Source organism: Mycolicibacter sp. MU0083 (assembly GCF_963378075.1).
In the GTDB taxonomy this organism is placed as follows: domain Bacteria; phylum Actinomycetota; class Actinomycetes; order Mycobacteriales; family Mycobacteriaceae; genus Mycobacterium; species Mycobacterium kokjensenii.
Genome location: NZ_OY726394.1, coordinates 1,298,075 through 1,324,603 on the forward strand (window position 1 = coordinate 1,298,075; position 26,529 = coordinate 1,324,603).

Sequence of the window (26,529 nt, forward strand, 5' to 3'; positions counted from 1 at the left end):
ACGGTCAGGTGGGAAAAGCATGGGGCAGGTTGGTGTGGGGCAACGCTGCCGGGGGTTCGGATCCCGGGTAGCGGCATTGCTGATGGTTCCGGCCGTGGTGCTGGGGTTGAGCGCCTGCGGCGGCCATGCCGACGCGGAAGCCGCCAAGACCATCGCCGACAAGGGCACGCCCTTCGCCGACCTGCTGGTGCCCAAGGTCACCGCCTCGGTCACCGATAAGGCCGTCGGGGTAGCGGTGGATTCGCCGGTGACGGTGACCGCCGAAGACGGGGTGCTCGACTCGGTCACCATGGTCAACGAATACGGCGCGGTGGTCGACGGCAAGCTGAGCGCCGATGGGCTGACCTGGTCGACATCGGAGCAACTCGGCTACAACAAGCGCTACACGGTGAATGCCAAGGCGCTGGGCCTCGGCGGCGTGACCAGCCGGCAGATGACGTTTCAGACCCATTCGCCGCAGAACCTGACCATGCCCTACGTGATGCCGCGCGACGGCGAGGTCGTCGGGGTCGGCCAGCCGGTGGCTATCCGGTTCGATGAGAACATCGCCGACCGCGTGGCGGCCGAGAAGGCCATCTCCATCGTCACCGTGCCCGCCGTCGACGGCGCGTTCTACTGGCTGAACAATCGCGAAGTGCGGTGGCGGCCGCAGTCTTTCTGGAAGCCCGGGACCACGGTCGATGTGTCGGTGAACACCTACGGCGTCGACCTGGGTAACGGGGTGTACGGCCAGGACAATGCGGCCAGCCACTTCGTCATCGGCGACGAGGTGATCGCGACCATCGACGACGACACCAAGTCGATGGTGGTGCGGGTCAACGGCGAGGTGGTCAAGAACATGCCGGTGTCGATGGGCAAGGACAGCACCCCCACCAACAACGGCACCTACATCGTCGGCGAGCGCTTCCCGCACATCGTCATGGACTCGTCGACCTACGGTGTTCCGGTCAACTCGCCCAACGGCTACCGCACCGACGTCGACTGGGCCACCCAGATCTCCTACAGCGGCATCTTCGTGCACTCGGCGCCGTGGTCGGTGGGTGCCCAGGGTTACTCCAATGCCAGCCACGGCTGCATCAACGTCAGTCCCAGCAATGCGCTGTGGTTCTACGACCACGTCAAGCGCGGCGACGTCGTGCAGGTCATCAACACGATCGGTCCGCCGCTGCCCGGCAACGACGGACTCGGGGACTGGAACGTGCCGTGGTCGGAGTGGCAGGCCGGCAACGCCAAAGAACCGGTGCGCTGACGCCCGGGGTGCCTAGTCCTCGCGCAGGTATTCCTCGCTGCCGTTGGGGTAGCCCCCACCGAACGTGGTGATGTGGACGTGGTCGTAGTGACCGTTGCCGCTGCCGCTGGGGCCGGCCGGCGTGTAGTAGGTGCCGCGCCAGATGGCGTCCTGCAGGGCGAACCGGTCGGCGTTGCGCAGTGCGTAGGCCACGATCTCATCCCCGAGCGCGATGCCCTCGGCGCTGTTGGGGTTGGGGATCATCACGTCGATGGCCAGGCCGGACGGATGCCAGCGCTGGCCGTCGGGTCGCACGCCGATCATGTTGTTGATCTGCGGGAACAGTTCACTGATGCTGCGCGCGACGAGGATCGTCTTGACCTGCATACCGCGCTCGTTGACGATGCCCGGCGGTAGCGCGTGCGGCGCGGGCAGCGACCAGCTGGCCGCAAAGTCGGGCGGCGGCGTGCCCCAGTCCGCGGGCGGTGGGGGCGGAGGCAGGTCCTCCGGGGGTGGTGGGGGAAGGTCTTCGGGCGGGGGCGGAGGCAGGTCCTCCGGCGGGGGCGGAGGTGCATCCTCGGGCGGGGGCGGGGCCATCTCCGGGGCGGCGGCGCCGCCCAGTCCTCGGGAGGTGGGGGAGGAGCGTCGTCCGGGGGCGGGGGTGCGTCCTCGGGCGGTGGCGCGTCGGCGGCTGCCGGGGGTGGCGGTTCGTCGTTGTTTCCCGGTTCGGCGCCGACTCCGGCGGCCAGCAAGACCGCGGCCGGCAACAGTGTCGTCGCAGCTAAAACCGAGGATTTCAGGCGCAGATCGCCCAGTCCTTGCGTGAGCACGCAGGAAACCGTAACCAAAACGTTACTTCGACATCAACCCGGCGCGCGGTACAACCGATGGTACATAGATGCCTACCGGTACGGCGATCGCAGGTCGGAAAGCAGCCGGACCAGCTCCGATTGGCGGTGGACACCGGTCTTGTCGAAGATGTGCTGCAGGTGCGTCTTGACGGTGGCCTGCGACAACGATAGGCGCTCGGCGATGTCCTTCGCGCCACCGCCACGCAGCACCATGACCGCGATATCGACCTCGCCCGCCGTGAGGCGGTAGTGGCGACGCAATAACGTCGCCGTCGCCGCCGATTCGAGTTCGGGATCGATGACGACGACCATGGCGCGGCGGGCGGCGCCGGCATCCGTGCCGACCGGATCGACCGGTAGAACCTCGATGACATAGGGACGTAGCGGTGGACGCCGGGCGCACAGCAGCGAACTGCCTCGCGGGTGGCCCTCCCCACCGGTCAAGGCGGCACCAAGATCGTGCTGGAGCACGGTGTCGGTGCCGGCGCTGACGGCTTCGAGCCGTCCGTCGCGCACCCGGAGCCCGTCATCTGACCGCAAGACGGCCTCGGCGGCTTCGTTGGCGTAGACGATCCGGGATTCGGTCGTCACCGTGATGACGGGTTGGCGCAACGACCGGGTGACCGTTCCGAGGTCTCCGATGCGGTGCTGCATCTCCTTCAGGTGCGCATGACTGCGCAGCGCCTGCTGCAGATGCGGCACCAGGGCGCGGACCAGAGGGGCGTACGGCTCCGGTGGGCGCGGCCCGGCGGTAAGAAATGCCAGCGGTGCCACGCCGTCGGTGAGCCGCACGAAAATGCCGTCGGCCATTCCCAGCGGTCGTAACCAGTCGATGTTGAACTCCGACTGACTGTTCAACCCAACCAGCGTCCGTCCACTGGTCATTACCCCGATCGGGCTGCGCGCCAACGCTTCCAGCACGTAGTCGATCCGGCGATAGTAGTTCTCATAGTCGGCGCGGGCCTCCGCCTTCAGGCTCGCGTCCCGGATTGTCCGGCCCGCCTCGTCGACGCGTACCAGCGCGCACTGGGCGTCGATCAGGTGCTGGAGATCGGCGAGGGCGCCGGTCCAGTTCTCCGGCACCATGACCGAGCTGTAGACGGACCCGACGATGCGAGAGAAGTCCTCAAGGGTCGGTTTCGCCGGCATAGCCTGCTCCGGTCTGGGGGATAACGTCCGGTTGTCTGGGAAACAGTGTGCGCTCCGCGGGGCGTTCGGTCGATGGCTTTTTCCCGGCGAATCTCAACCATTGGGATGATGTGACGCCGGATCGGGCCTGGTTCGCTGAATGCCATGGCCATGGTCGATGTCGACGTTTCCGCGCTGCCGCAGGCGCCGAAGAATCCGCTGCCGTATCTACGGCAGGTCCGGGCGTTGCGGCAGATGCACACCGGGGCGGAGATCTTGCGCGACGCCGGTGGGCCGGTGACCCGCTTGGTGCTGGCACCGCGGTGGCTGGCACCGCCGGTGGTGTTGGTGACCTCACCGCAGGGTGCGCACGACGTGCTTACCAATGCGGATGTCGAACGCAATCCGGCCCACGAGGAGATCCGTCACCTGCTGGGCGCCAATCTGATCGATCTGCCCAATGGGCCATGGCTGCCGCGGCGACGCACCCTGCAACCGCTGTTCACCAAACAACATGTCGCCGCGTACGCATGCTCCATGTCGCGGGCCGCCGACATGGTTGCCGGCAGATGGCGGAACGGCGCGACGGTCGATCTGGACGCCGAATGCCGCCGGCTCACCATGCGGGCGCTGGGGCGCTCGATCCTGGGCATCGACTTCGATGACCAATTCGACGCGGTAGCCGACGCCATGGGCGTCGTGCTGCAGTATGCAGCCGATCGAGCTTTTGCGCCGGCACGTGCCCCGCGCTGGCTGCCGACGCCGGCCCGCCGTCGGGCCCGCGCAGCCAGCGCAGCGCTGCACCGGATGGCCGGTGACATCCTGCAAGTCTGCAGAAGCGACCCGGGCAGGGATGCTCCGCTGGTGCGCGGGTTGCTGGCCGCGAGCGACCCGGAGACCGGACGCGGGTTGAGTGACCGCGAGATCTGCAACGAATTGGTCTTGTTCATGCTGGCCGGCCACGACACCACTGCGACGACGCTGGCCTACGCGCTCTGGGCCCTGGGTAACCACGCCGCCATGCAGGAGCGGGTCGCCGCCGAAGCGGCCTGCGCGGCAACAGAACTGAGCGCTGACGACGTGACCCGACTGCCCTATACCGTGCAGGTCCTGCACGAGGCGTTGCGACTGTGCCCACCCGGCGCGTTGAGCGGCCGGACAGCGGTACGGGACATGGTCGTGGACGGCTACCGAGTGCCTGCCGGTGCTGCGGTGGGCGTGGGCATTTACGCATTGCATCGTGATCCGGCGCTGTGGGAGCGCGCCGCGGAGTTCGATCCGGATCGGTTCCTGCCCGAGAAATCGGCGGGCCGTGATCGGTGGCAGTACCTGCCGTTCGGCGGTGGGCCGCGCAAGTGCATCGGAGACCATTTCGCGATGCTCGAAGTCACGTTGGCGCTGGCGGCCCTGGTGCGCCGTTACGAATTCCATTCGTTGAGAACCGAATTCCCGCTGGCGACGCCGTTCACCATGGTTGCGGCCGAACCGGTCCCGGCCCGCGTCACGATCCGGGCGGTGCCCGACTGAGGCGAAGATCCGCGGTCACACAGCCGGGTCACGGCCGAACCAGTTCCAGCCGGGCCCTACCGGCGGGGCAGGTCAGTTCGGCGTGGGGGTGTTCGAGAAGTTGGGCGTTGACCAGATCGCAGACTTCGATCACGTGCGCCGGGTCGGTCAGCAGACCGGGCAGACCGAGGGCGGTGGTGAGCTCCTCGATGCCGCAGCCGAGGAAGATCTCGCCGCCGGGGCGGTTCGCATCCAGATAGGCGCCGGTGGTGCTCACGGCGTCACCGCCGGGACGCGGTGTCCATGTCACGGTGGCGGTCACGTCGTACCAACCGGCACCGCGCGGCCCGGGAGCGATGAACGAAGTCGTGTCGTATGCCGGCATGGTCGGCAACCCTAGAGCGCGGGGGTGACAACCCGTCGCGCGTTGCGATCGGAGCGGGAACTCGACGTCGAGGCCTCCGGGACCCTTCGTACAAATGAGTCAGGCCCCCTCGAAAGGGGGCCTGACCTGCGGGGTGGCTGACGGGACTCGAACCCGCGACACCCAGGATCACAACCTGGTGCTCTACCAACTGAACTACAGCCACCATTGCCGCCGACTCGGCAAACCGATCAAGCAGCGTCGTCGATACTAGCCGCTAGGACGCTCTGCCACCGAATCGGTGGCCCCGGACGCGCCCGTAAACGGCCCCAGTTCTGCCGCGACCGCAGCGATATCGCTGGTAGAGGGCCCGGGCGGGGCCACGAAAGCCGTCCGCCGGTAGTACTTCAGTTCCTGGATGGATTCGTGGATATCGGCCAATGCGCGGTGCGCCAAGCCCTTCTCCGGCTGGCCGAAGTAGATCCGCGGATACCAGCGCCGGCACAGCTCCTTGATGGAGCTGACGTCGATCATCCGATAGTGCAGGTAGTCGTTGAGCGCGGTCATGTCCCGGGCCAGGAAGCCGCGGTCGGTGCCGATCGAGTTGCCCGCCAACGGCGCGGTCTTGGCCTGTTTGACGTGGCTGCGGATGTAGTCCAGCACCATCGCCTCGGCGGTGGCCAGATCGACCGTCGAGGCCCTGACCTCCTCGATCAGGCCCGAGCGGGTGTGCATATCGGTCACCACCGGGCTCATCGCGTCCAGGTCCGCGTCGTCGGCATGGATCACCACGTCGATGCCGTCGCCCAGGATGTTCAGCTCACCATCGGTGACCAGGGCGGCGATCTCGATGAGCTTGTCCGAGCCCAGATCCAGCCCGGTCATCTCGCAGTCGATCCAAACGAGTTCGTCTCGTGCAGCACTCACAGTTAGCCCACGTTAGCCGTTCACCACGGCCATAGCCGAACCGTGGTAGAGGCGGGGCAAGTAATGTCGTGGCCTGTGAGTCCCGATTCGGCGGCGAACGCCGCACAGCAGATCGCGGCGGGCTACGTCGCCGACGGCCAGGCTCTGGAACTGGGCTCGGTGGTGGTCGACGGCGTAGCCGAGGCCTCGGCGCAGGTCCGCATTCCGCTGGCCACCGTCAACCGGCACGGGCTGGTGGCCGGCGCCACCGGTACCGGCAAGACCAAGACCTTGCAGGTACTCGCCGAGCAGCTGTCCGCGGCCGGCGTCCCGGTGTTGATGGCCGACGTCAAGGGCGACCTGTCCGGGCTGTCCCGGGCGGGGGAGTCCGGGGCCAAGATCACCGAGCGGGCCGCCGAGACCGGCGACGAGTGGGCGCCGACGGCGTTCCCGACGGAATTCCTGTCCCTGGGCACCGGCGGCATCGGGGTCCCGGTGCGTGCCACCATCTCCAGCTTCGGGCCTGTTCTGCTGTCGAAGGTGCTGGGCCTCAACGCCACCCAGGAGTCGACCCTGGGGCTGATCTTCCACTGGGCCGACCAGAACGGTTACCTGCTGCTGGATCTGAAAGATCTGCGTTCGGTGATCTCCTACCTGACCAGCGATGCCGGCAAACCTCAGCTGAAGAACCTCGGCGGGGTGTCTGCGCAGACCGCGGGGGTGATCCTGCGTGCCCTGGTCAACCTGGAGGCCGAGGGCGGCGACACCTTCTTCGGGGAACCCGAACTGGACCCCAAGGACCTGATCCGCCTCGACCCGCAGGGGCGCGGCATCATCTCGCTGCTGGAACTGGGCGACCAGGCCGCGCGCCCGGTGCTGTTCTCCACGTTCCTGATGTGGGTGCTCGCCGACCTGTTCACACTGCTTCCGGAAGTCGGCGACGTCGACAAACCCAAGCTGGTGTTCTTCTTCGACGAGGCGCATCTGCTGTTCGCCGATGCCTCCAAGGCGTTCCTGCAGCAGGTCGAACAGACCGTCAAACTGATCCGCTCCAAGGGCGTCGGGGTGTTCTTCTGCACCCAACTGCCCACCGACGTGCCCAACAGCGTGTTGTCCCAGCTGGGTGCGCGCATCCAGCACGCGTTGCGGGCCTTCACCCCCGATGACCAGAAGGCGCTGAGCAAAACGGTGCGCACCTATCCGAAAACCACGGTGTACGACCTGGAGTCGGCGTTGACGTCACTGGGGATCGGTGAGGCGATCGTCACCGTCCTGTCGGAGAAGGGCGCCCCGACCCCGGTCGCCTGGACGCGGCTGCGGCCACCGCGGTCGCTGATGGACTCCGTCGGCGACGCGGCGATCACCGCGGCGGCCACGGCGAGCCCGCTGCACGCGGTCTACGGCCAGACCGTGGATCGCGAGTCGGCCTACGAGATCCTGTCGGCCAAGCTGGCATCAGGGGAGGGCAGTGCGCCGCCGTCCGGCGACCAGGGGTACGACGGGGTGCCGCCACCGCCGAAAGTGCACTGGTGGACGCGGTTCGGTCGCTGGCTCGCCCACTTCCTGACGACCCGGGAGGGCAAGCAGGTGACCCGTGCCGTCACCACCGCGGTGGTCGGACAGATCACCCGCGGCGCCATGGGCACCGGCCGGCGCCGGCGCTGAGGTGGCCTAACCGCCGCCGAGCTTCTTATAGACCGCGCCCACGATGGGCGTCACGATGGCGCGCGGCGCATAGCCGCTCGCCATCGACATGGCCTTCGAGGTGATCCCGGGAACGACGCGCATCTTGTTGCGCGCCAAGGCATCCAGCGACAGCTTCGCGGTGTGCTGGGTGGAGATCCACAGGAAGTCGGGGATCAGCCGGTCGACCAGTGAGGCCTCGGCGGCGTCGGGCATCTCCGCGCGCACCGGTCCGGGTGCCAACACCGTCACGTGCACCCCGGTCTTGAGCAGCTCGCCGCGCAGCGATTCGCTGAACGTGTTGGCGAACGCCTTGGTGGCGGCATACGTCGCGTTGTTGGGGATCGGCGAGTTTCCCGCCGCCGAACCCGAGATCAGGATGCCGCCCGCCCGGCGTGCCAACATCCCCGGCAGCACCGCCAGGACCAGATCGTGGACCGCGACCGCATTCAGCTGCACCTGCGCCTTCTCGCCGGCGGGATCCAGGTCGGAGATCGGCCCGAACGTCGCGGTGCCGGCATTGGCGCACAGCACCGAGATCTCCCGCTCGGCCAATTCGTCGCAGAACACCTCACGAGCCGCGGGGTCGGCCAGATCGAGGGCACGGACCTCCACCGCCACCCCGTAGGCGTCCCGCAAGCGCTCCGCCACCTCGCCCAGGACGTCTTCGCGGCGTGCGGTGATGATCAGCGCGTGGCCGCGGGCTGCCAGCTCGGTGGCCAGCGCCTCACCGATCCCTTGGGAGGCACCGGTGACGACGGCACGGGCATCGGGGTTGGGCGCAGGAATCGGCATGGACCAATCGTAGAGTGCCGGTTATGGACGAGCCGGGGGCGGACAAGCCGGGGCGTTCCCGGATCGTGGCGTGGGCACTGTGGGACACCGGTGCCGCCGGCATCAGCGCGATCGTGGTGACCTTCGTCTTCTCGGTCTATCTCACCCACAGTGTCGGCCGGGAGCTGCCCGGGCAGGTGTCACCGGCCAGCTGGCTGGGCCGCACGTTGGCGATCTCGGGGCTGACCGTGGCCGTGGTGGCGCCGGTGATCGGGGTGTGGGTGTCGGCCCCGCACCGCCGTCGGGTGACGCTGGCAGTGCTGACCGGCACTGCCGGGGTACTCACGGCATCGATGAGCCTGATCCGCGACGAGCCCGCCTACCTGGCTCCCGGACTGCTGTTGCTGGCGTTGACCGCCGCATGTGGCGACCTGGCGAGCGTGCCCTACAACGCCATGCTGCGGCAGCTGTCGACACCGCAGAACTCCGGCCGGATCTCCGGCTTCGGTTGGGCGGCGGGTTATGCCGGCAGCGTCGTCCTGCTGCTCCTGGTCTACCTGGGATGCATCGCCGGCACTGGCCCGACCCGTGGCCTGCTCGACCTGCCCACCGAGGGCGGATACAACGTCCGGGTGGCGATGCTGCTGGCGGCGGCCTGGCTGGTCGTGTTCGCGTTACCGCTGCTGTTCAGCGCACACCGGTTGGCCGGCGAGGACGCGGAGCCGCCGCTGCGGTTGGGGCTGCTCGGTGGCTATCGCCAGTTGTGGCGCGACATCACCGCCGAATGGCACCGCGACCGCAACCTGGTCTACTACCTGGTGGCCAGCGCGATATTCCGCGACGGCCTGGCCGGGGTGTTCGCCTTCGGTGCGGTGCTCGGGGTGGGCGTCTACGGCATCTCACCCGGTGACGTCTTGATCTTCGGCGTGGCCGCCAGCGTGGTCGCCGCTCTCGGGGCCGTCGCCGGTGGCCTGCTCGACGACCGGATCGGATCCAAGACCGTCATCGTCGGCTCACTGGTGGCGATGATCGCCGCGGGCACCACGCTGATGACGATGTCCGGGCCGCGGGCGTTCTGGGCCTGCGGGCTGCTGCTGTGCCTGTTCATCGGGCCGACCCAGTCCTCGGCACGCACCCTGCTGCTGCGGATGGCGCAGCAGGGCCGGGAAGGCTTCGAGGGGGTGGCCTTCGGTCTGTACACCATGACCGGTCGGGCGGTCTCGTTCCTGGCGCCGTGGCTGTTCTCGATCTTCGTCGACATCTTTCACAGCGATCGCGCCGGCATGGGCGGACTGTGCACCGTGCTGTTGTTGGGACTGCTCGCGGTGTTGCCGGTGAAGGTGCCGCGCCGGAGCTGACGCCCGGCCACTCGCGATCGGCTCAGCCGGCCGCCGCGCACACCGTGAGGATCGAACCGGTGCGCTGGCGCACCTGGGCGCCGTCCACCGACAACGCGCAGGTGACCTGTTCACCGAAGTTGACCACCGTGACCGCCGCAGCAGTCGTGGCCGGCGGTGTCAGCGTCACCTGCTTGCTCCACGGCAGGGTCACGTTGAACTCGGTCTTGAGCATCCCGCCGGTGTCGATGTAGGCGATACTCAACGCTTTTCCGGTCCCGGTGACCGAGTAGACGATGGTCTCGGGGACCGCGGGGGTGGTCGAAGCCGTCGGCGGCGGGGTCGTCGTCGTACGGGGTGCGGGTGTCCGCGACGGTGTCGGCGACGGGGGTGTGGTGGGCACCCGGGTGGGAGCCGGGGTGCTGGGGGCGGTCGGCAACGGTGTCACCGGTGTCATCGGGGGTGCCGTCGCCGTGTTGCGCTGTGAGCCGTTGGTGATCACCAGGGCGATCACCATGCCGACCACCAACAGCACCGCGGCGCCGGCCACCAGAAACAGCCAGTTCGGAAAACGGGGCGGCTCCGGTGGCCCACCCTGGCCGCCGCCGACCGGCCCGTCCGGTGGCGGTGGTGGCGGCTCCCAGTGCTGCCGGGGCAGCTGCTGGGTCGGGTTCGGCGCCTGCGGCGGATAACCGGGCGGATAGGTGGGGAGTTGCCCCGCATATGCCGGGTCGACGTACGGCGGGAAGCCGACGGTCGGGGGTTCGGAGTTCTGCCAGGGCTGATCGGAGCCCTCCGGCCGATAGGGATCGGTCATTCCCACCTCATGGATTGCAGGGTACCTGCGGCACAGGCCTACGGCCGGGACGTCGGTGCGCCGAGCGCACTGATCGTCATCGCCCGCAACACTGCTCGCGAGCGCTCCGGCCCGGCCGAGTCGGACCCGGACGGCTTCATGCTGTGCGGCGTCGAGTTCAGCAGGCCGAACGCGGCGTGCGCCATCAGCCGCGCATCGGTCTCCGCCAGTCCGGGTTTCAGCGCCTGCAACACGCCCACCCACACCTCGACGTATTGCCGTTGCGCGCTGCGCACCTGCCGTTGCGCGGCGGCCGGTAGCTGCGCCAAGTCCCGATCCTGGATGCGGATCAGATCCGGCTCGCCCAGCGCGAAGTCGAGGTGAAAGTCGATCAGCCCGTCGAGCACCTGGCGGGGGGTGCGTCCGTCGGCGTCGACGGCGCGCGCCCCGGCCAGCAGTCGGGTACTGATGCCGACCAGCAGTTCGACCAGCAGCGCTTCCTTGCCGGCGAAGTGCCGATAGATGGCCGGACCGCTGACGCCGGCGGCCGCGCCGATGTCCTCCAACCGCACCGCCAGGTAACCGCTCTGCGCGAAGAGTCGTTCGGCCGCCTTCAGCAACTGGGTGCGCCGATCGGATTTCAGCTGGCTGCGCCGGTTGGCCGGTTCGTTGTTCGCTGTCGAGCCGGCTGCGGTGGACGCTGTCATCACGCCTCCGCTCATCGTGGACATCTTGAGTTAATGGTCGCTAACGTAACACCCGGCGTCGTGAACCGATACGGATTCCGGCGGCACCGGTGGAGGTACCGATGGCAACTGCAGTGCCCGCGGCGCGGGACGGGCTGTCCTATGCCCGCGGCGGGACGCAGCCCGCCTTGCTGGAGACGACGATCGGCGCCGACCTGGCGGCCACCGCACGCACGTTCCCCGATCGCGACGCCCTGGTCGATGTCGCCTCGGGCCGGCGCTGGAGCTACGCCGAGTTCTCGGCCGACGTACACCGGTTGGCCAGCGGCCTGCTGCGGGTCGGTATCGGCCCCGGGGATCGGGTGGGCATCTGGGCGCCCAACTGCGCCGAATGGGTTTTGACCCAGTACGCCTGCGCCGAGATCGGCGCCATTCTGGTCAACGTCAATCCGGCGTACCGCTCGCACGAATTGGCCTATGCGCTCAAGCAATCCGGGGCTGCGGTGGTCATCTCGGCGGCGCGTTTCAAGAGCTCCGACTACGTCGGAATGCTGGGGGAAGTGGCCCCGCACTGCCCGGATCTGCGCGAGGTGATCGTCATCGGCGATTCCCGGTGGCATGACCTGGCCGGCAACCCCGTCGATGCCAAGGCGTTGGCGCGGGTCGGTGCGACGCTGCACCCCGATGATCCGGTCAACATCCAATACACCTCGGGCACAACGGGTCACCCCAAAGGTGCGACGCTGAGCCACCGCAACATCCTCAACAACGGCTACCTGGTCGGCGAACTGCTGGGCTACACCCCCGACGACCGGATCTGCCTGCCGGTGCCGCTCTACCATTGCTTCGGCCTGGTGATGGGGAACCTGGCGGCGACCAGCCACGGTGCGACCATCGTGTTGCCCGGCCCCGGCTTCGATCCGGCGGCCACGCTGTCGGCCGTGCAGGACGAGGCGTGCACCAGCCTCTACGGGGTGCCCACGATGTTCATCGCCGAGTTGGGCCTGCCCGGCTTCGCGGACTACGACCTGAGCAGTCTGCGCACCGGGATCATGGCGGGCTCGCCGTGCCCGGCGGAGGTGATGCAGCGCGTCATGGACGACATGCACATGGCCGACGTCGCGATCTGTTACGGCATGACCGAGACCTCCCCGGTGTCGACCCAGACCCGCGCCGGGGATTCGCTGACACAGCGGGTGGAGACCGTCGGGCGGGTGGGCCCGCACCTGGAGGTCAAACTCATCGACACCGCCACCGGCGCAGTGGTGCCGCGCGGGCAGGTCGGTGAGTTGTGCACCCGCGGCTATTCGGTGATGACCGGTTACTGGAACGACCCGGACAAGACCGCGGCGGCCATCGACACCGACGGCTGGATGCACAGCGGGGACCTGGCCGTGATGGACGGCGACGGCTACCTACGGATCGCCGGGCGGATCAAGGACATGGTGATCCGCGGCGGGGAGAACGTCTACCCGCGTGAGATCGAGGAATTCCTGCATAGCCATCCCGACATCCTCGATGTCCAGGTCATCGGTGTGCCCGACGAAACCTACGGCGAGGAACTGATGGCGGTGGTGATCATGCGCGACGGGGCGATGCCGCTGAGCGCCGAGCAACTGCGGGAGTTCTGCAGCGGCCGGTTGGCGCACTTCAAGGTGCCGCGGTATGTGCGGACGGTGACCGAGTTTCCGATGACGGTCACCGGCAAGGTCCGCAAGGATCAGATGCGTCTGCAGGTCATCGAGCAGTTCGACGGCGGCTGACAGTACGGCCCGAGAATGGTATTCTCGGGCACCGGTTAATCAATATTAACTGAAAATCGAGGAGGCGCGGGTGGCGATGGACAAGGTCGTGGCCACGGCGAGGGAAGCCGTGGCCGACGTGACCGACGGGGCGTCGCTGGCGGTCGGCGGATTTGGGCTCTGCGGTATCCCGGAGGCGTTGATCGATGCCGTGCTGCAACTCGGGGTCACCGATCTGGAGACGGTGTCGAACAACTGCGGCGTCGACGGGATCGGACTCGGAGTGCTGTTGGAGCACAATCGGATCCGCCGCACCATCAGTTCCTACGTCGGCGAGAACAAGGAGTTCGCCCGGCAGTTCCTCTCCGGTGAACTCGAGGTGGAGCTGACCCCGCAGGGCACCCTGGCCGAGCGGTTGCGTGCCGGCGGTGCCGGCATCCCGGCGTTCTACACGCCCACCGGGGTGGGTACCCAGGTGGCCGACGGCGGCCTGCCGTGGCGCTACGACGGCGACGGTGGGGTGGCGGTGGCCTCACCGAAGAAGGAGACCCGCGACTTCGACGGGCGCACCTACGTGCTGGAGCACGCCATCCGCACCGACTTCGCGCTGGTGCACGCCTGGAAGGGCGACCGGCACGGCAACCTCGTCTACCGCGAGGCCGCCGCCAACTTCAACCCCGAGTGCGCCGCCGCGGGCCGCATCACGATCGCCGAGGTCGAGCACCTCGTCGAGCCCGGCGAACTGTGCCCCGCCGAGGTGCACACCCCCGGCGTCTTCGTGCACCGGGTGGTGCACGTGCCGAATCCGATCAAGCGAATCGAGCGAGAGACGGTGCGCGAGTCATGACCCTCACCCGCGATCAACTGGCCGCCCGGGTGGCCGCCGAACTGCGCGACGGGCAGTACGTCAACCTCGGCATCGGCCTGCCCACCTTGATCCCCAACCACATCCCCGACGGCGTCAGCGTGGTGCTGCACTCGGAGAACGGCATCCTGGGCGTCGGGCCCTACCCGCTGCGCGAGAACCTCGACGCCGACCTGATCAATGCCGGCAAAGAAACCGTGACCGTGCTGCCCGGCGCGTCGTTCTTCTCGTCGTCGGCATCCTTCGGGGTGATCCGCGGCGGCCACCTGGATGTGGCGGTGCTCGGGGCCATGCAGGTCTCGGCCGCCGGCGACCTGGCCAACTGGATGATCCCCGGCAAGATGATCAAGGGCATGGGCGGGGCGATGGACCTGGTGCACGGGGCGCGGCGGGTGATCGTGATGATGGAGCACGCCGCCAAGGACGGCAGCGCCAAGATCGTGAACGAGTGCACGTTGCCGCTGACCGGTCAGCGCTGCGTGGACCGGATCATCACCGACCTGGCCGTCATCGACGTCACCGGTGCGGGCCTGCAACTGGTGGAGACCGCCCCGGGTGTCTCCGTCGACGAGGTCGTCGCGAAGACCGAAGCCCCGCTAGACCTTTCGAAGATGTCATGACCGCACCGGCCTTCGCGGAGGAGCATCGACGCCTGGTCGCCGAACTCGGCGCCAAACTGGCGGCGGCCGCACTCGGCGGCAACGAGCAGTCCCGGCAGCGCCACGTGGCCCGCGGCAAACTGTTGCCGCGCGACCGCGTCGACCGGTTGCTGGATCCGGGCAGTCCGTTCCTGGAACTGGCGCCGCTGGCCGCCGACGGCATGTACGACGACGAGTGCCCCGGGGCCGGCATCATCACCGGGATCGGCCGGGTGTCGGGCCGCGAATGCGTGATCGTCGCCAACGACGCCACCGTCAAAGGCGGCACCTACTACCCGGTGACGGTGAAAAAGCACCTGCGCGCCCAAGAGGTGGCGCTGGCCAACCGGCTGCCGTGCCTGTACCTGGTGGACTCCGGGGGAGCGTTCCTGCCCCGCCAAGACGAGGTCTTCCCGGACCGGGAGCACTTCGGCCGGATCTTCTACAACCAGGCCACCATGAGCGCGGCGGGCATTCCGCAGATCGCGGCGGTGCTCGGCTCCTGCACCGCCGGCGGCGCCTATGTCCCGGCGATGAGCGACGAGGCCGTGATCGTCCGTGAACAGGGCACCATCTTCCTGGGCGGCCCGCCGCTGGTGAAAGCCGCCACCGGTGAGGTGGTGACCGCCGAAGAACTCGGCGGCGGCGACCTGCACTCCAAGGTCTCCGGGGTCACCGACTACCTGGCCGACGACGACGAACACGCGCTGCGCATCGTGCGCCAGATCGCCGCAACCTTCGGCCCGCGCACCGAAACGCCGTGGGAGATCGCCGAAACCGTCGAACCCGAGCATGATCCGGCCGAGCTCTACGACGTCGTCCCCCCGGACCCTCGGGTGCCCTACGACGTGCGGCAGGTGATCGTCCGACTGGTCGACGGCAGCGAGTTCAGCGAATTCAAGGCCGAATACGGCAAAACCCTGGTGACCGCGTTCGCCCGCATCCACGGCCACCCGGTCGGGATCATCGCCAACAACGGCGTGCTGTTCGGCGAATCCGCCGTCAAGGGCGCGCACTTCATCGAACTCTGCGACAAACGCTCGATCCCGCTGGTGTTCCTGCAGAACATCGCCGGGTTCATGGTCGGCCGCGACTACGAGGCCGGCGGTATCGCCAAGCACGGCGCGAAGATGGTGACCGCGGTGGCCTGCGCGCGGGTACCGAAGCTGACCGTGGTGATCGGCGGCTCCTACGGGGCGGGCAACTACTCCATGTGCGGCCGGGCGTACTCGCCGCGGTTCTTGTGGATGTGGCCCAATGCGCGGATCTCGGTGATGGGCGGCGAGCAGGCGGCATCGGTGCTGGCCACCGTGCGCAGCGATCAACTCGACGCCGCGGGCAAACCGTGGTCGGCCGCCGACGAGGAGGCCTTCAAGGCCCCGATCCGCGAGCAGTACGAGGTGCAGGGCAACCCGTACTACTCGACCGCACGGCTGTGGGACGACGGGATCATCGACCCGGCCGACACCAGGACAGTGCTGGGTCTTGCGCTTTCGGTCTGCTCGAACGCGCCGCTGGACCCGGTCTCCTACGGCGTATTCCGGATGTGAGCGAACATGTTTGACACAGTTCTGGTAGCCAACCGCGGCGAAATCGCGGTCCGGGTGATCCGCACCCTGCGCCGGTTGGGCATCCGGTCGGTGGCCGTCTACAGCGACGCCGACGCCGGCGCGCGCCACGTGCGCGAAGCCGACACCGCGGTACGCCTCGGGCCCGCACCGGTCGCCGAGAGCTATCTGTCGATCCCAAAGGTGCTCGAGGCGGCTGCGGCCACCGGCGCCCAGGCCATCCACCCCGGCTACGGATTCCTCTCCGAGAACGCCGCATTCGCCGCCGCCTGCGAGCAGGCCGGGATCGCGTTCATCGGACCGCCGGCGCGGGCCATCGAGGTGATGGGCGACAAGATCTCGGCGAAGAACACCGTCACGGCCTTCGACGTGCCGGTGGTGCCGGGGCTGGCGAAGCCCGGCCTGTCCGATGACGCGCTGGTGGCCGCAGCCGACGAGATCGGCTACCCGGTGCTGATCAAGCCGTCGGCCGGCGGCGGCGGCAAGGGCATGCACCTGGTCGAGGATCCCGCCCGGCTGCGACCGGCCCTGGCCACCGCACGCCGCGAAGCCGCGTCGGCGTTCGGCGACGACACCCTGTTCCTGGAGCGATTCGTGTTGCGGCCGCGCCACATCGAGGTACAGGTGCTCGCCGACACCTACGGCAACGTGGTGCATCTGGGCGAGCGCGAATGCAGCCTGCAGCGGCGCCACCAGAAGGTGATCGAAGAAGCTCCGTCACCGCTGCTGGACGCCGCCACCCGAGACCGGATCGGCACGGCGGCCTGCAACACCGCCCGCAGCGTGGACTACGTCGGGGCCGGAACCGTGGAGTTCATCGTCTCCGCAGACCGGCCCGACGAGTTCTTCTTCATGGAGATGAACACCCGACTGCAGGTCGAACACCCGGTCACCGAAGCGATCACCGGCCTGGACCTCGTCGAGTGGCAGGTGCGGGTGGCCGCCGGGCAGAAGCTGTCCTTCACCCAGGACGACGTCACCCTGACCGGTCACGCCATCGAAGCCCGGGTCTACGCCGAAGACCCGGCGCGCGGCTTCCTGCCCACCGGCGGCCGGGTCCTGGCGGTGCACGAACCCACCGGTGCGGGTATCCGGGTGGACTCGTCGCTGCAGGACGGCACCGTCGTCGGCAGTGACTACGACCCGATGCTGTCCAAGGTGATCGCGCACGGCGCCGACCGCGCCCAGGCCTTGGCCCGCCTGGATTCCGCATTGGCCGGCACCGCGGTGTTCGGGGTGCAGACCAACATCGAATTCCTGCGGTTCCTGCTCGCCGACGAGCGGGTGGTGGCCGGAGACCTCGACACCGAACTGCTCGACACCCGAGCCGGCGACTTCGCGCCCGTTCCGGCGCCCGATGACGTGTTGGCCGCCGGTGGCCTCTACCGGCAGTGGGCGCTGTCCGGGCGATTTCGGCGCGATAGTGACCGCTCAGCGGGACAAAGCGCGCCGAAATCGCTGTGGGAGAGCCCCAGCGGGTGGCGGATCGGTGCGCCGGCGCCGGTGCGCACCGAGATGCAGACCCCGCTGCGCGCCGAGACGGTGTCGGTGTGGGGCCTGCCCGCTGCCGCACAGGTGCAGATCGGTGACGGCGCGACTTGCAGTGCGAGCATCGAGGTTGCGGGGGATCGGTTGACCGCGACCGTGGCCGGGATCCAGCGCGGTTACCTGATCGCCGAGGACGACGGCCAGTTGTGGATCGGCGATGCGCGTGGCACCTGGCAGTTGCGCGAAGCCGAGGTGGTGCGGGTGCATCGTGGTGGCGGTGCGCGCAGTGCAGAGATCACCAGCCCGATGCCCGGCACCGTGATCGCCGTAGCCGTCGAATCGGAATCGACGGTGGCCGAAGGTGATCCGGTGATCGTGGTCGAAGCGATGAAGATGGAGCACACCCTGACCGCCCCGATCGCCGGCCGGGTGCAGGTACTGGCAGCGGTGGGCGAGCAAGTGAAGGTGGATCAGGTGCTGGCGCGGCTGATCCCAGAGGAAGAGACCGAGGAAGCGAAATGACCACGACCGAGGCGGGCGAACTGCCCAGCCACTACCAGGACCTGCGCGACACCGTCGCCGAGTTCGCCCGCACCGTCGTCGCACCGGTGGCGGCCAAACACGACGAAGAGCACACCTTCCCCTACGAAGTGGTCGCCAAGATGGGCCAGATGGGCCTGTTCGGCCTGCCGTTCCCCGAGGAATACGGCGGCATGGGCGGTGACTACTTCGCCCTGGCGCTGGCGCTGGAGGAACTCGGCAAGGTCGACCAGTCGGTCGCGATGACGCTGGAAGCCGGAGTCGGCCTGGGCGCCATGCCGATCTACCGGTTCGGCACCGAAGAGCAGAAGCAGACCTGGTTGCCGGACCTGGTGACCGGCCGTGCGCTGGCCGGGTTCGGCCTCACCGAACCGGGGGCGGGCTCGGACGCCGGCGGTACCCGCACCACCGCGCGCCTCGACGGCGACCACTGGGTGGTCAACGGCACCAAGCAGTTCATCACCAACTCCGGCACCGACATCACCTCACTGGTGACCGTCACCGCCGTCACCGGTACCCGGGCCGACGGCAAGAAGGAGATCTCCACGATCATCGTGCCTTCGGGCACACCGGGATTCACCGTGGAACCCGCCTACAACAAGGTCGGCTGGAACGCCTCGGACACCCACCCGCTCACCTTCACCGACGCCCGCGTCCCCCGGGACAATCTGTTGGGCGAGGAAGGCCGCGGCTACGCCAACTTCCTGTCCATCCTCGACGAAGGTCGCATCGCGATCGCCGCGGTCGCCACCGGGGTGGCGCAGGGCTGCGTCGACGAAAGCGTCAAATACGCCGGCGAGCGCGAGGCGTTCGGTCAGACCATCGGCTCCTACCAGGCGATCAGTTTCAAGATCGCCCGGATGGAGGCCCGCGCCCACGTGGCCCGCACCGCCTACTACGACGCCGCGGCGAAGATGTTGGCGGGCAAGCCCTTCAAGAAGGAAGCGGCCATCGCCAAGATGATCTCCTCGGAGGCCGCGATGGACAACGCCCGGGACGCCACCCAGATCCACGGCGGCTACGGGTTCATCAACGAATACCCGGTGGCCCGGCACTACCGGGACAGCAAGATCCTGGAAATCGGAGAGGGAACCACCGAAGTGCAACTGATGCTGATCGCGCGATCGTTGGGGCTGTGACCATGGCGGAGCAGAACAAGACCGTCGAGCAGCGGGGCCTGTGGTTCGAGGAATACGAGATCGGCACCACCTATGCCCACCGGCCCGGTCGCACCATCACCGAAGCCGACAACGTGCTGTTCACCACCTTGACCATGAACACCCAGTCCCTGCACCTGGATGCGGCCTGGGCGGCTCAACAACCCGGATTCCGCGGTGAGCGCCTGGTGAATTCGATGTTCACCCTCTCCACGCTCGTCGGGCTGTCGGTGACCCAGTTGACGCTGGGCACCATCGTGGCCAACCTGGGTTTCTCGGAGGTGACGTTCCCCAAGCCGGTGTTCCACGGTGACACCCTGTACGCCGAGACGGTCTGCACCGACAAGCGCGAGTCCAAGAGCCGTCCCGGTGAAGGCATCGTGACGCTGGAGCACATCGGCCGTAACCAGCACGGCGACATCGTCGCTCGTGCGGTACGCACGACGCTGGTGCGCAAGAAGCCCGCCGAGGCGGACCAGTGAGTACCGGCGCCGGACCGGCCTGGCTGTTCTGCCCGGCAGACCGCCCGGAACGCTACGGCAAGGCCGCCGCCGTCGCCGACGTGGTGATCCTCGATCTGGAAGACGGGGTGGCCGCCGCCGACCGTCCCGCCGCCCGGGAAGCGTTGCGGACCAACCCACTCGACCCCGAGCGCACGGTGGTGCGGATCAATCCGGCCGGCACCGAGGACCAGGCCCGCGACCTGGAAGCACTCTCCGGCACCGCCTACACCACGGTGATGCTGGCCAAGACCGAATCCGCCGCCCAGGTGACCGCACTGGCACCGCGGCAGGTGGTGGCGTTGCTGGAGACTCCGCGCGGGGTGGTGTTGGCTTCCGAGATCGCAGCCGCCGACGGATGTACCGCGATGATGTGGGGCGCCGAAGACCTGGTGGCGGCCATGGGCGGTGGCTCCAGCCGGCACGCCGACGGCACCTATCGGGACTTCGCCCGTCACGCCCGCTCCACGGTGCTGTTGGCGGCGTCGGCATTCGGTCGGGCCGCACTGGATGCGGTCTATCTCAACATCGGCGACCTCGACGGGCTGAAAGCCGAAGCGCTCGATGGCGCCGCGGTCGGATTCGCCGCCACGGTCTGCATCCACCCGACCCAGATCGCGGTCGTCCGCGACGCCTACCGGCCCGCGCCGGAGCGCGTCGACTGGGCACGGCGTGTACTCGCCGCCGCACAGCACGAGCGCGGAGTGTTCGCGTTCGAGGGACAGATGGTCGACTCTCCGGTGCTGCGGCACGCCGAGGCTATCCTGCGGCGAGCGGACTGACACCTCGGGAGGAACCACAGCGCATGCGCATCACCCAGATCATCGAGACACCGGTGCGCCTGCGCGGCGAGATCGCCAACGCCCTGGTCGACTTCTCTCGGCACACGGTGTCGCTGGTCGCGGTCGTCAGCGACCAGATCCGCGGCGGGAGACCGGTGACCGGGGTGGCGTTCAACTCGATCGGCCGGTTCGCCCAGAGCGGCATCCTCGCCGACCGGATGATCCCGCGGGTGCTGCGTGCCACTCCCGAATCACTGCTCGACGACGCGGGCCGGATCGATCCCGCCCGGGTGCTCGGGTGTGCGCTGACCGACGAGAAGCCCGGCGGTCACGGCGACCGGGCCGGTGCGGCGGCCGTCCTGGAACTGGCCTGCTGGGACCTGAACGCCAAGCTGGCCGACGAACCCGCCCATGCCACCATCGCCGCACACTTCGGCCGGGCGCCCGGCGTAACCGCCGTGCCGGTGTACGCCGCCGGTGGCTACTACTACCCGGGCGACGGCCCCGGGGCCGGCCTGGACCGGTTGCGCACCGAGATCCGCGGCTACCTCGACATGGGTTACGACGCGGTCAAGATGAAGATCGGCGGAGCCTCGACCGGCGAGGATCTGGCGCGCATCGAAGCGGTGATCGACATCGTGGGCGGCGGCGCGAAGGTCGCCGTCGATGCCAACGGGCGGTTCGCGCAGGCCGAGGCGGTGCAGTGGGCGCAGGCCCTGCGCCCCTTCGGGCTGCGCTGGTACGAGGAACCCGGCGACCCACTCGACTATGCCCTCAACGCCGCGGTCATCGAGGAGTACCACGGGGCGATCGCCACCGGGGAGAACCTCTTCTCGGTGCGTGACGCCACGAATCTGGTGCGCTATGGCGGGATGCGACCGGGCATCGACATCTTCCAGATGGACGCCGGACTCAGCTATGGCCTGACCGAATACGTCCGGATGATCGAGGTTCTGGAGGACCACGGATTCGACCGCCGGTTCGCCTTCCCGCACGGTGGGCATCTGATCAACCTGCACATCGCGGTCGCGCTGGGACTGGGCGGTTGTGAGTCCTATCCCGGAGTGTTCGCACCGTTCGGCGGCTACTCGCCGGGATGCGTGCTGGCCGAGGGCACCATCGCCCCCACCGACGCCCCGGGCTTCGGGCTGGAGGAGAAACCGGATCTGGCCGCGGCGATCGCCGAACTGGTGGGATGAGCGCATGAAGATCGCGGTCATCGGATGCGGCGCCATGGGATCCATCTACGCCGGCAGGCTGGCCGCGGCCGGCAACGACGTGCTGGCACTGGACCGTTCGCGCGAGCACGTCGACACCATCGTCGCGCACGGGCTGCGGATCACCGGACCGCAACCCGACCAGGTGGTGGCCATGCGGGCGGCGACCGTCGCGCCCGACGAGCCGATGGACCTGGTGGTATTGGCGGTCAAAGCCGCCGACGTGGCCGCCGGGGCGACTCAGGCACTGCCGCTGCTCGGCGAAGACACTGTGGTGCTGACCATCCAGAACGGGCTCGGCTCGGCCGACACCGTCGCCGATGCGGTGGGCCCCGATCGGGTCGCGGTGGGCATCGCCAGCGGGTTCGGCGCCGCACGGCCCGCGCCCGGCCACGTGCATCACAACGCGATGCGCGCCATGCGGTTCGGAGCGTATGCGGGACTGCCGTTTTCGGTCGTCGACGAGGTCGCGCAAGTGTGGTCGCACGCCGGCTTCGACGCGGCTGCGGTCGCCGACATCGCCGCCATGCAGTGGGAGAAGCTGATCTGCAACGTCGCCTACAGCGCGCCCTGCGCGCTGACCGGGATGACGGTGGGACAGGTCCTCGACGATGCCGACATGGGACCTGTCAGCCGCGCCGCCGCCACCGAGGCCTGGTCGGTGGCCCGTGCCGCCGGAATCGACATCGATGTGGCGGACCCGGTCGCCCACGTGCGGGCGTTCGGCGCCCAGATGCCCGACGCCAAACCATCGGCGCTGTTGGATCACCTGGCGCATCGGGTCAGTGAGATCGACGTCATCAACGGTGCCGTGGTGCGTAATGCGGCCCGGGTGGGGGAGCAGGTCCCGGTGAACACCACGCTGACCGCACTGGTCAAAGCCGTTGAACGAAAGTGGCGCTAGCCTGGAATGTTATGACTGGCCGTAAGGCCCGGGTGGACCTGAGCGGGGCGCCGCAGACCATGCTCGCGACGCTCTACGCCAAGGCGCTCGACGCCGACCTGCCCCGTCCGATTCTCGGGGACCGTTTCGCCAAAGAGGTGGTCGAGCGCATCGACTACGACTGGCGTCGGACCACGATCACCGCGGCACGCTCACCGTCGGTGACCATCCGCTCGGCGCATTTCGACGCCTGGGCCCGCCGCTTCCTGTCCGCCCACCCCGCTGCGGTGGTGCTGCACCTGGGCTGCGGGCTCGACGCCCGCTACTTCCGGTTGGCTCCCGCGCCGGCAGTGGATTGGTATGACGTCGACTATCCGGATGTCGCGCGGTTGCGCCGACACCTGCTGCCCGCCGCAGAACACAACCACGTGGTGGCCGCATCGGTCACCGACCCCGGTTGGCTCGCCGAAATCCCGGCCGACCGGCCGACCTTGATGATCGGTGAAGGCCTGACCATGTACCTCACCGAAACCGACGGCGTCGCACTGTTGCGCCGGATCGTCGAACGCTTCCCGGGCGGGGAGTTGCAGTTCGACGTCTTCAATTGGCTCGGCATCAAGACGCAGTGGTCCAACGCGGTGGTGCGTCGATCCGGGGCCAGGTTGCACTGGGGGATCGACGGCCCCGCCGACATCCTGACCGCGGTGCCGGGCACTCGACTGTTGGAATGGGTGCGGTGGTTCGAATCCGACACCTATGAGCGGCTTTCCCGCGCCTACCGGGTGTTGGGTGCCCTGATGGCGCTGCTGCCGGCGACGGCGAACATGTCGCAGTACCACCGTTACGGCTTCTGAGCCGCAGCCGGGACCATTGACTATTTACGTTACGTAACGTAATCATTTAAGTCGTGACGATGGAATCCGGTGCCATCCCGGCCGGTCGTGGTCGTCCGCGTGATCCGCGCACCGAACAGGCCATCACCGCCGCGGCGCGCCGGCTGCTCGCCCGCGACGGCTACGACCAGGTCTCCATCGAGGCCATTGCCCGGGAAGCCGACGTCAGCCGCCCCACCGTGTACCGCCGTTGGCCGTCGAAGACCCACCTGGTGTTCGACGCGGTCTTCGGCGACGCCGAGGTGGGCGACATGCTGGCCAGCTCCGGGGACTTCGAAGCCGACCTGCGCCGGTTCGTCGCCGCTGTCTTCGACTTCTGGCGCACACCCGAGGTGGCCGCCGCGGCATTGGGGATCCTGGCCGATCGGCACCGCGACCCGGAGTTGTTCATCCGCACCCAGCAGCTGCTCGACGATTCGACCCGCGATGCCTTCGGTGCGCTGATCCACGCCGGCATCGACCAGGGCGTCCTCGACGCCGACGTCGACGCCGAGATCGCCTTCGACGCGGTGGTCGGAACCAGCTTCTACATCGCCCAGGTGCTGGCACCCGAGGCCGTCGACGGCGTCGCCGACCGGCTCTGCACCGTGCTGCTCCAAGGATTTCGACGGAAGGGATGACCATGACAGACGAACTGTCCGCTGCGTTCGCCGACCTGCTCGACGAGGTCCGGGCCGTCGAACAGCGACTGCAGAACGCCGATCCGCCGCTGGCCGAGGCCGACCTGCTCGACGGCTATCGCTGGGCCCTGAGCCTGCTGCGGGTGGCCGCCGACGCCTACATCTGGGGCGATGCCGACAAACCGATCCTGGTCGACGTGATCGGCCCCTACCTGAAGTGGGGCGGCGACAACTCCGACGCCTTCTACCAGTTGGCGCCCATCGACCCGAACCGCAGCTACCGGGTCACCGGCAACCGCGGCGACTCGGTCTACCTGTCGATGACCGTCTACGGCGGGCCCGACGACGGCCGCTACAGCGACCGCATCATCGACACGATCAACGACCGCGACTTCGGCTGCGACGCGGACGGCAACTTCGAATTCGTCATCAGCGCCACCGACCGGCCCGGCAATCGGCTCAAGCTGGAACCGGACGCGGTGTTCATCCTGACCCGCGACTACCTCGAGGACCCCGACACCGATCAGCGCGTGCAGTGGCACATCGAGGCACTCGACGACACCCCGCGCCGGCCCGACAGCCGTGCCGACCTGAGCCGGCGAATGCGCGCCGCCCGCACCTGGATCCGCGAACAGGCGGCGATGGCGCCGCTGCGGTTGCCCGCGAACGCCCTGCAGGACCCCTACCCGGTGCCGAGTCGCACCGTCGGCTGGGCCGCCGGGGACGCCGCCTACTGCATGGGGGCCTACGACCTGCAACCGGGACAGGCCCTGGTGATCGAGGGCACCTCACCGGAGTGCGTGTTCTGGAACCTGTGCCTGTGGAACCCGTTCCTGCACACCTACGACTACACGCGGGAGCGCGTCACGATCAACGGCGCGCACGTTCACCACCGGCCCGACGGATCCTGGCAGATCGTCATCGCCGACACCGATCCCGGCCATCCGAACTGGGTGTCCACCGCGGGCCGTTCCCAAGGCCTGATCTGGCTGCGCTGGTTCCTGCCCGAGGCCACCCCGGACCCGTTGAGCTGCCGGGTCGTCGACGTCGCGGAGCTGCGTCCATGAGCACGCGGCCGGCGCCGGTCCGGTTCACCGACCTCGCCGACCCGGTGTATCCGGAGGCAGCCGCACCGATCCGCGAGGCACTGTCCGGCTACGGTTCGACACTGCAACTCACTTCGGAAGCGTTGCAGCAGAGCGCGATCGACCGGACCGGACTGAGCAACTGGGGCGACACCGGATTCCGTGAACGGCTCGAAGTGCTGTGTACGTCGCTGCGTGACGAGGCGGACCTGTCCGATACCGGGACCGCGGTGGTGTTCGAGCAGCTGGTGGGCAACCTGGTCAACCGGCTCCGGTTGGAAGATCTGGTCACCGCGCACCCCGAGATCGAAAGCGAGCCGATCGAACGCCCGATCATCATCTGCGGGCTACCGCGTACCGGCACCACCCACCTGCACAACCTCATCGCCGCCGACCCGGCGCTGCGCTACCTGCCGTACTGGGAGAGTCTGGAACCGGTCGCCACGCCGGGGGAGGACGATCCGCAGGCCCGGCGGGACCGCTGCGCGGTCGGACTCGACCTCATCGACACCACGATGCCCGACTTCAAGCGCATGCACGACATGACCGTCGACCACGCCCACGAAGAGATCCAACTGCTGGCCAACGACATCTCCGGCATGCTGTTCGAGAGCACCTACTATCTCCCGACTTTCGCCGAGCACTACAAGACCCACGACCAACGCCCGTCGTACACCTATCTCAAACGGACCCTGCAGGCGCTGCAATGGTTGCGCGGCGGAACCCGCTGGGTGCTCAAGTCGCCGCAGCATCTCGAACAGTTCCCGGCGCTCTACGCGACTTTCCCGGATGCCACTTTCGTTGTCACCCACCGGGATCCCGTCGAAGTGACGCAATCGATGGCGACCATGATCAGCTACGCCGCCCGGATGGCCTGTGCACACCCTGATCCGGTCAAGATCTCGGCCTACTGGCTGGAACGGGCCGACGACCTGCTCACCGGATGCCTGCGCGATCGCGAGGTGCTGCCCGCGGCGCAGTCGGTCGATGTCCGGTTCGAGGACTTCATGGCCGACGAACAGGGCACCGTCGCGGGCATCTACGAACTCGCCGGCCAGCCGTATGACGTACCCGCGCAACAGGCGATGGCCCGGTTCTGCCGCGACCACCCGCGGGGCCGCTACGGGACGGTGGATTATCGGCCCGCGGACCTGGGGCTGGACCCCGACCGGATCGCCGACCGGTTGCGGGACTACCGCAACCGCTTCGTCGGTGTGTGACGGCCCACGAACGGCCCACTGATGGCTTAGGACACTTCCGACCGGTGGTGCGGTGAACGTAGCCTGGCGCAC

Annotated in this window: 25 protein-coding genes and 1 tRNA gene; 18 read left to right on the top strand and 8 right to left on the bottom strand. The window is 68.3% G+C overall.

Annotation, left to right across the window (positions count from 1 at the left end; translation table 11 throughout):
- Positions 1 to 19 precede the first annotated feature (19 nt).
- Positions 20 to 1,249 (top strand): L,D-transpeptidase, encoded by a 1,230-nt coding sequence (locus tag RCP38_RS06115; RefSeq protein WP_308476243.1) that lies wholly within the window; start codon positions 20 to 22, stop codon positions 1,247 to 1,249.
- 12 nt (positions 1,250 to 1,261) lie between these two features.
- On the opposite strand, the gene RCP38_RS06120 is transcribed toward RCP38_RS06115, so the two are convergent.
- Both RCP38_RS06120 and RCP38_RS06125 read right to left on the bottom strand, forming a co-directional pair.
- Positions 1,262 to 1,825 carry a VldE C-terminal domain-containing protein gene (locus tag RCP38_RS06120; protein WP_308476244.1) on the bottom strand — a complete coding sequence of 188 codons (564 nt, stop codon included), beginning with the start codon at positions 1,823 to 1,825 and terminating at the stop codon, positions 1,262 to 1,264.
- A 305-nt stretch (positions 1,826 to 2,130) separates the two neighbouring features.
- On the bottom strand, positions 2,131 to 3,228 hold the full coding sequence (locus tag RCP38_RS06125; RefSeq protein ID WP_308476245.1) for a helix-turn-helix transcriptional regulator: 1,098 nt from the start codon (positions 3,226 to 3,228) through the stop codon (positions 2,131 to 2,133).
- A gap of 144 nt (positions 3,229 to 3,372) precedes the next feature.
- On the opposite strand from RCP38_RS06125, the gene RCP38_RS06130 reads away from it, so the two are divergent.
- Entirely contained in the window at positions 3,373 to 4,734 is a 1,362-nt protein-coding gene (locus RCP38_RS06130) for a cytochrome P450 (protein ID WP_373692446.1), read from the top strand.
- A gap of 28 nt (positions 4,735 to 4,762) precedes the next feature.
- Here RCP38_RS06130 and RCP38_RS06135 read toward each other — a convergent pair whose 3' ends face one another.
- From RCP38_RS06135 to orn, 3 genes are all read right to left on the bottom strand, one after another.
- A complete protein-coding gene (locus tag RCP38_RS06135) occupies positions 4,763 to 5,098 on the bottom strand; it encodes a hypothetical protein (protein ID WP_308476246.1) in 336 nt (111 codons plus the stop codon).
- A gap of 132 nt (positions 5,099 to 5,230) precedes the next feature.
- Positions 5,231 to 5,303 (bottom strand) — tRNA-His (locus tag RCP38_RS06140).
- 44 nt (positions 5,304 to 5,347) lie between these two features.
- Positions 5,348 to 6,004, bottom strand: a complete 657-nt coding sequence (gene orn / locus RCP38_RS06145) for an oligoribonuclease (RefSeq protein WP_308476247.1) — start codon at positions 6,002 to 6,004, stop codon at positions 5,348 to 5,350.
- A gap of 63 nt (positions 6,005 to 6,067) precedes the next feature.
- On the opposite strand from orn, the gene RCP38_RS06150 reads away from it, so the two are divergent.
- Positions 6,068 to 7,648, top strand: a complete 1,581-nt coding sequence (locus RCP38_RS06150) for a helicase HerA-like domain-containing protein (protein ID WP_373692447.1) — start codon at positions 6,068 to 6,070, stop codon at positions 7,646 to 7,648.
- A 6-nt stretch (positions 7,649 to 7,654) separates the two neighbouring features.
- Here RCP38_RS06150 and cmrA read toward each other — a convergent pair whose 3' ends face one another.
- Positions 7,655 to 8,461, bottom strand: coding sequence for a mycolate reductase (cmrA, locus tag RCP38_RS06155; RefSeq protein WP_308476249.1), 807 nt, complete (start codon positions 8,459 to 8,461; stop codon positions 7,655 to 7,657).
- A gap of 23 nt (positions 8,462 to 8,484) precedes the next feature.
- Here cmrA and RCP38_RS06160 point away from each other — a divergent pair, with 23 nt between their 5' ends.
- Positions 8,485 to 9,798 carry an MFS transporter gene (locus tag RCP38_RS06160; RefSeq protein WP_308476250.1) on the top strand — a complete coding sequence of 438 codons (1,314 nt, stop codon included), beginning with the start codon at positions 8,485 to 8,487 and terminating at the stop codon, positions 9,796 to 9,798.
- 22 nt (positions 9,799 to 9,820) lie between these two features.
- Here the strand turns inward: RCP38_RS06160 and RCP38_RS06165 are convergent, their stop codons facing one another.
- Together RCP38_RS06165 and RCP38_RS06170 are read right to left on the bottom strand one after the other, a co-directional pair.
- On the bottom strand, positions 9,821 to 10,594 hold the full coding sequence (locus tag RCP38_RS06165) for an MmpS family transport accessory protein (protein WP_308476251.1): 774 nt from the start codon (positions 10,592 to 10,594) through the stop codon (positions 9,821 to 9,823).
- Positions 10,595 to 10,632: 38 nt separating this feature from the next.
- The gene (locus RCP38_RS06170; RefSeq protein ID WP_308476252.1) at positions 10,633 to 11,280 is read right to left on the bottom strand and encodes an SACE_7040 family transcriptional regulator; all 648 of its coding nucleotides are present in this window, start codon (positions 11,278 to 11,280) and stop codon (positions 10,633 to 10,635) included.
- Positions 11,281 to 11,381: 101 nt separating this feature from the next.
- On the opposite strand from RCP38_RS06170, the gene RCP38_RS06175 reads away from it, so the two are divergent.
- The 14 genes from RCP38_RS06175 (at position 11,382) to RCP38_RS06240 (ending at position 26,457) form a co-directional block, all read left to right on the top strand.
- On the top strand, positions 11,382 to 13,022 hold the full coding sequence (locus RCP38_RS06175; RefSeq protein ID WP_308476253.1) for an AMP-binding protein: 1,641 nt from the start codon (positions 11,382 to 11,384) through the stop codon (positions 13,020 to 13,022).
- A 76-nt stretch (positions 13,023 to 13,098) separates the two neighbouring features.
- Positions 13,099 to 13,848 (top strand): CoA transferase subunit A, encoded by a 750-nt coding sequence (locus RCP38_RS06180; RefSeq protein WP_308477086.1) that lies wholly within the window; start codon positions 13,099 to 13,101, stop codon positions 13,846 to 13,848.
- On the top strand, positions 13,845 to 14,486 hold the full coding sequence (locus tag RCP38_RS06185) for a 3-oxoacid CoA-transferase subunit B (RefSeq protein WP_308476254.1): 642 nt from the start codon (positions 13,845 to 13,847) through the stop codon (positions 14,484 to 14,486). Before RCP38_RS06180 ends, RCP38_RS06185 begins: the two co-directional genes overlap by 4 nt.
- On the top strand, positions 14,483 to 16,054 hold the full coding sequence (locus RCP38_RS06190; RefSeq protein WP_308476255.1) for a carboxyl transferase domain-containing protein: 1,572 nt from the start codon (positions 14,483 to 14,485) through the stop codon (positions 16,052 to 16,054). Before RCP38_RS06185 ends, RCP38_RS06190 begins: the two co-directional genes overlap by 4 nt.
- A gap of 6 nt (positions 16,055 to 16,060) precedes the next feature.
- A complete protein-coding gene (locus RCP38_RS06195; protein ID WP_308476256.1) occupies positions 16,061 to 18,082 on the top strand; it encodes an acetyl-CoA carboxylase biotin carboxylase subunit in 2,022 nt (673 codons plus the stop codon).
- Positions 18,079 to 19,239, top strand: a complete 1,161-nt coding sequence (locus RCP38_RS06200) for an acyl-CoA dehydrogenase family protein (RefSeq protein WP_308476257.1) — start codon at positions 18,079 to 18,081, stop codon at positions 19,237 to 19,239. The genes RCP38_RS06195 and RCP38_RS06200 overlap by 4 nt, the downstream gene beginning before the upstream one ends.
- A gap of 2 nt (positions 19,240 to 19,241) precedes the next feature.
- Positions 19,242 to 19,739, top strand: coding sequence for a MaoC family dehydratase (locus tag RCP38_RS06205; RefSeq protein ID WP_308477087.1), 498 nt, complete (start codon positions 19,242 to 19,244; stop codon positions 19,737 to 19,739).
- Positions 19,736 to 20,539: an HpcH/HpaI aldolase/citrate lyase family protein gene (locus tag RCP38_RS06210; RefSeq protein ID WP_308476258.1), complete on the top strand. Its 804-nt coding sequence runs from the start codon at positions 19,736 to 19,738 to the stop codon at positions 20,537 to 20,539. Before RCP38_RS06205 ends, RCP38_RS06210 begins: the two co-directional genes overlap by 4 nt.
- 23 nt (positions 20,540 to 20,562) lie before the next feature.
- On the top strand, positions 20,563 to 21,738 hold the full coding sequence (locus RCP38_RS06215; protein ID WP_308476259.1) for an enolase C-terminal domain-like protein: 1,176 nt from the start codon (positions 20,563 to 20,565) through the stop codon (positions 21,736 to 21,738).
- Positions 21,739 to 21,742: 4 nt separating this feature from the next.
- Entirely contained in the window at positions 21,743 to 22,660 is a 918-nt protein-coding gene (locus tag RCP38_RS06220; RefSeq protein ID WP_308476260.1) for a ketopantoate reductase family protein, read from the top strand.
- Positions 22,661 to 22,671: 11 nt separating this feature from the next.
- Positions 22,672 to 23,493 carry a class I SAM-dependent methyltransferase gene (locus RCP38_RS06225; protein ID WP_308476261.1) on the top strand — a complete coding sequence of 274 codons (822 nt, stop codon included), beginning with the start codon at positions 22,672 to 22,674 and terminating at the stop codon, positions 23,491 to 23,493.
- Positions 23,494 to 23,552: 59 nt separating this feature from the next.
- Positions 23,553 to 24,152 carry a TetR/AcrR family transcriptional regulator gene (locus tag RCP38_RS06230; protein WP_308477088.1) on the top strand — a complete coding sequence of 200 codons (600 nt, stop codon included), beginning with the start codon at positions 23,553 to 23,555 and terminating at the stop codon, positions 24,150 to 24,152.
- Positions 24,153 to 24,154: 2 nt separating this feature from the next.
- Complete coding sequence (locus RCP38_RS06235; protein ID WP_308476262.1) at positions 24,155 to 25,219, top strand: DUF1214 domain-containing protein; 1,065 nt, start codon at positions 24,155 to 24,157, stop codon at positions 25,217 to 25,219.
- Positions 25,216 to 26,457 carry a sulfotransferase family protein gene (locus tag RCP38_RS06240; RefSeq protein ID WP_308476263.1) on the top strand — a complete coding sequence of 414 codons (1,242 nt, stop codon included), beginning with the start codon at positions 25,216 to 25,218 and terminating at the stop codon, positions 26,455 to 26,457. The genes RCP38_RS06235 and RCP38_RS06240 overlap by 4 nt, the downstream gene beginning before the upstream one ends.
- Positions 26,458 to 26,529 lie beyond the last annotated feature (72 nt).

What these genes read in the sequence shown, in the direction of transcription:
- RCP38_RS06180 (WP_308477086.1), top strand. Translation starts at nt 13,099, where the DNA reads ATGGACAAGGTCGTGGCCACGGCGAGGGAAGCCGTGGCCGACGTGACC.
- RCP38_RS06185 (WP_308476254.1), top strand. Translation starts at nt 13,845, where the DNA reads ATGACCCTCACCCGCGATCAACTGGCCGCCCGGGTGGCCGCCGAACTG.
- RCP38_RS06240 (WP_308476263.1), top strand. Translation starts at nt 25,216, where the DNA reads ATGAGCACGCGGCCGGCGCCGGTCCGGTTCACCGACCTCGCCGACCCG.
- RCP38_RS06195 (WP_308476256.1), top strand. Translation starts at nt 16,061, where the DNA reads ATGTTTGACACAGTTCTGGTAGCCAACCGCGGCGAAATCGCGGTCCGG.
- RCP38_RS06225 (WP_308476261.1), top strand. Translation starts at nt 22,672, where the DNA reads ATGACTGGCCGTAAGGCCCGGGTGGACCTGAGCGGGGCGCCGCAGACC.
- RCP38_RS06230 (WP_308477088.1), top strand. Translation starts at nt 23,553, where the DNA reads ATGGAATCCGGTGCCATCCCGGCCGGTCGTGGTCGTCCGCGTGATCCG.
- RCP38_RS06165 (WP_308476251.1), bottom strand. Translation starts at nt 10,594, where the DNA reads ATGACCGATCCCTATCGGCCGGAGGGCTCCGATCAGCCCTGGCAGAAC.
- RCP38_RS06135 (WP_308476246.1), bottom strand. Translation starts at nt 5,098, where the DNA reads ATGCCGGCATACGACACGACTTCGTTCATCGCTCCCGGGCCGCGCGGT.
- RCP38_RS06205 (WP_308477087.1), top strand. Translation starts at nt 19,242, where the DNA reads ATGGCGGAGCAGAACAAGACCGTCGAGCAGCGGGGCCTGTGGTTCGAG.
- RCP38_RS06125 (WP_308476245.1), bottom strand. Translation starts at nt 3,228, where the DNA reads ATGCCGGCGAAACCGACCCTTGAGGACTTCTCTCGCATCGTCGGGTCC.
- RCP38_RS06130 (WP_373692446.1), top strand. Translation starts at nt 3,373, where the DNA reads ATGGCCATGGTCGATGTCGACGTTTCCGCGCTGCCGCAGGCGCCGAAG.
- RCP38_RS06175 (WP_308476253.1), top strand. Translation starts at nt 11,382, where the DNA reads ATGGCAACTGCAGTGCCCGCGGCGCGGGACGGGCTGTCCTATGCCCGC.
- cmrA (WP_308476249.1), bottom strand. Translation starts at nt 8,461, where the DNA reads ATGCCGATTCCTGCGCCCAACCCCGATGCCCGTGCCGTCGTCACCGGT.
- RCP38_RS06160 (WP_308476250.1), top strand. Translation starts at nt 8,485, where the DNA reads ATGGACGAGCCGGGGGCGGACAAGCCGGGGCGTTCCCGGATCGTGGCG.
- RCP38_RS06120 (WP_308476244.1), bottom strand. Translation starts at nt 1,825, where the DNA reads ATGGCCCCGCCCCCGCCCGAGGATGCACCTCCGCCCCCGCCGGAGGAC.
- RCP38_RS06150 (WP_373692447.1), top strand. Translation starts at nt 6,068, where the DNA reads ATGTCGTGGCCTGTGAGTCCCGATTCGGCGGCGAACGCCGCACAGCAG.
- RCP38_RS06170 (WP_308476252.1), bottom strand. Translation starts at nt 11,280, where the DNA reads ATGACAGCGTCCACCGCAGCCGGCTCGACAGCGAACAACGAACCGGCC.
- RCP38_RS06200 (WP_308476257.1), top strand. Translation starts at nt 18,079, where the DNA reads ATGACCACGACCGAGGCGGGCGAACTGCCCAGCCACTACCAGGACCTG.
- RCP38_RS06190 (WP_308476255.1), top strand. Translation starts at nt 14,483, where the DNA reads ATGACCGCACCGGCCTTCGCGGAGGAGCATCGACGCCTGGTCGCCGAA.
- RCP38_RS06215 (WP_308476259.1), top strand. Translation starts at nt 20,563, where the DNA reads ATGCGCATCACCCAGATCATCGAGACACCGGTGCGCCTGCGCGGCGAG.
- RCP38_RS06115 (WP_308476243.1), top strand. Translation starts at nt 20, where the DNA reads ATGGGGCAGGTTGGTGTGGGGCAACGCTGCCGGGGGTTCGGATCCCGG.
- RCP38_RS06220 (WP_308476260.1), top strand. Translation starts at nt 21,743, where the DNA reads ATGAAGATCGCGGTCATCGGATGCGGCGCCATGGGATCCATCTACGCC.
- RCP38_RS06235 (WP_308476262.1), top strand. Translation starts at nt 24,155, where the DNA reads ATGACAGACGAACTGTCCGCTGCGTTCGCCGACCTGCTCGACGAGGTC.